At 23.5% G+C, this 983-nt stretch carries 1 pseudogene; it reads right to left on the reverse strand.

What is annotated here, in order from left to right:
* Positions 1-2: 2 nt before the first annotated feature.
* Positions 3-983 (reverse strand): annotated as a pseudogene (locus tag E2O22_RS07960) (hypothetical protein); the annotation flags it as partial.

The following is a 983-nucleotide window of genomic DNA, read 5'->3' on the forward strand; positions in this document are numbered from 1 at the left end:
TTTTAATTTAAATTCACTACTATGCTTTTTGCATCTTTACTTACACTTAGAGTGTATTTAGCTTTTTGAACTTTTGCTTTGATGTTTTTATGTAAGCTTTGATTGTTTTTAGTGATAGTTTCTAATAAGCTTTGTAAGTCTTTTTGATTTAAGTGTTTATTATTTGCATCTACAAAGCCTTTTTCACTTTGCATTAAAATAATGCTTTTATTTTTTACATTATTGTTTGTATATACATTAATAGAACTATCTTTAGAAAGATTAATCACTTCTTTAGCATTTAAATAAGCTTTAGTATCATCTTTTAAGATAAAGCTATAATGATCAAAGTTATTAATAGTATTTGCTTTTATATTTGTATTTAATATTAAATGATTATTAGTACCATTTTTATGTGTTAGAACTTTTGATACAAAGTTATTATCTTTTTTAGTTTGTAAAAAACTTCCTGCTAATACTTCTATATTGGTATTGTTAAAAATATTAGTATTACCACTTAGATATAAGGTATTATTATAGCTTTTATCATTTTCACTATATATTCCAGAAGCGCTTATAAATATAGCTTTGTTGTTTTTATACTCATCTATATTTAAATTATTTATATGAGTATAATTATCATGAGTATTCTTAGCTATACCTGCACTAATTATTATTTCCCCTTCTCTTTTATCAGAAGCTGTACCTAGGGCTAAGTTATCAAAGATAAAAGTATTATTAGCGCTTTCATTTTTTGCATTAATAATATATACATTAGAACTAGCTGCACTTGAATAATCTTTAATATTTAAAGTATTATCATTAGCATTTTCATTAGCTCTTAAAATGATTTTAGAACCTTTATCTATATTAGAAGCATTGGATAAAGATTGCACCATATTATATTTTATAGTGTTTTTTTCTAAATTATCAGCTTCTATAATAGCAGTGAGGTTTCTACCTGATTTTACATTATCTAAAACTATACTATTAGCATTAGCACT

Origin of the sequence: Campylobacter lari (assembly GCF_004357905.1) — a bacterium.
Lineage (GTDB): Bacteria > Campylobacterota > Campylobacteria > Campylobacterales > Campylobacteraceae > Campylobacter_D > Campylobacter_D lari_D.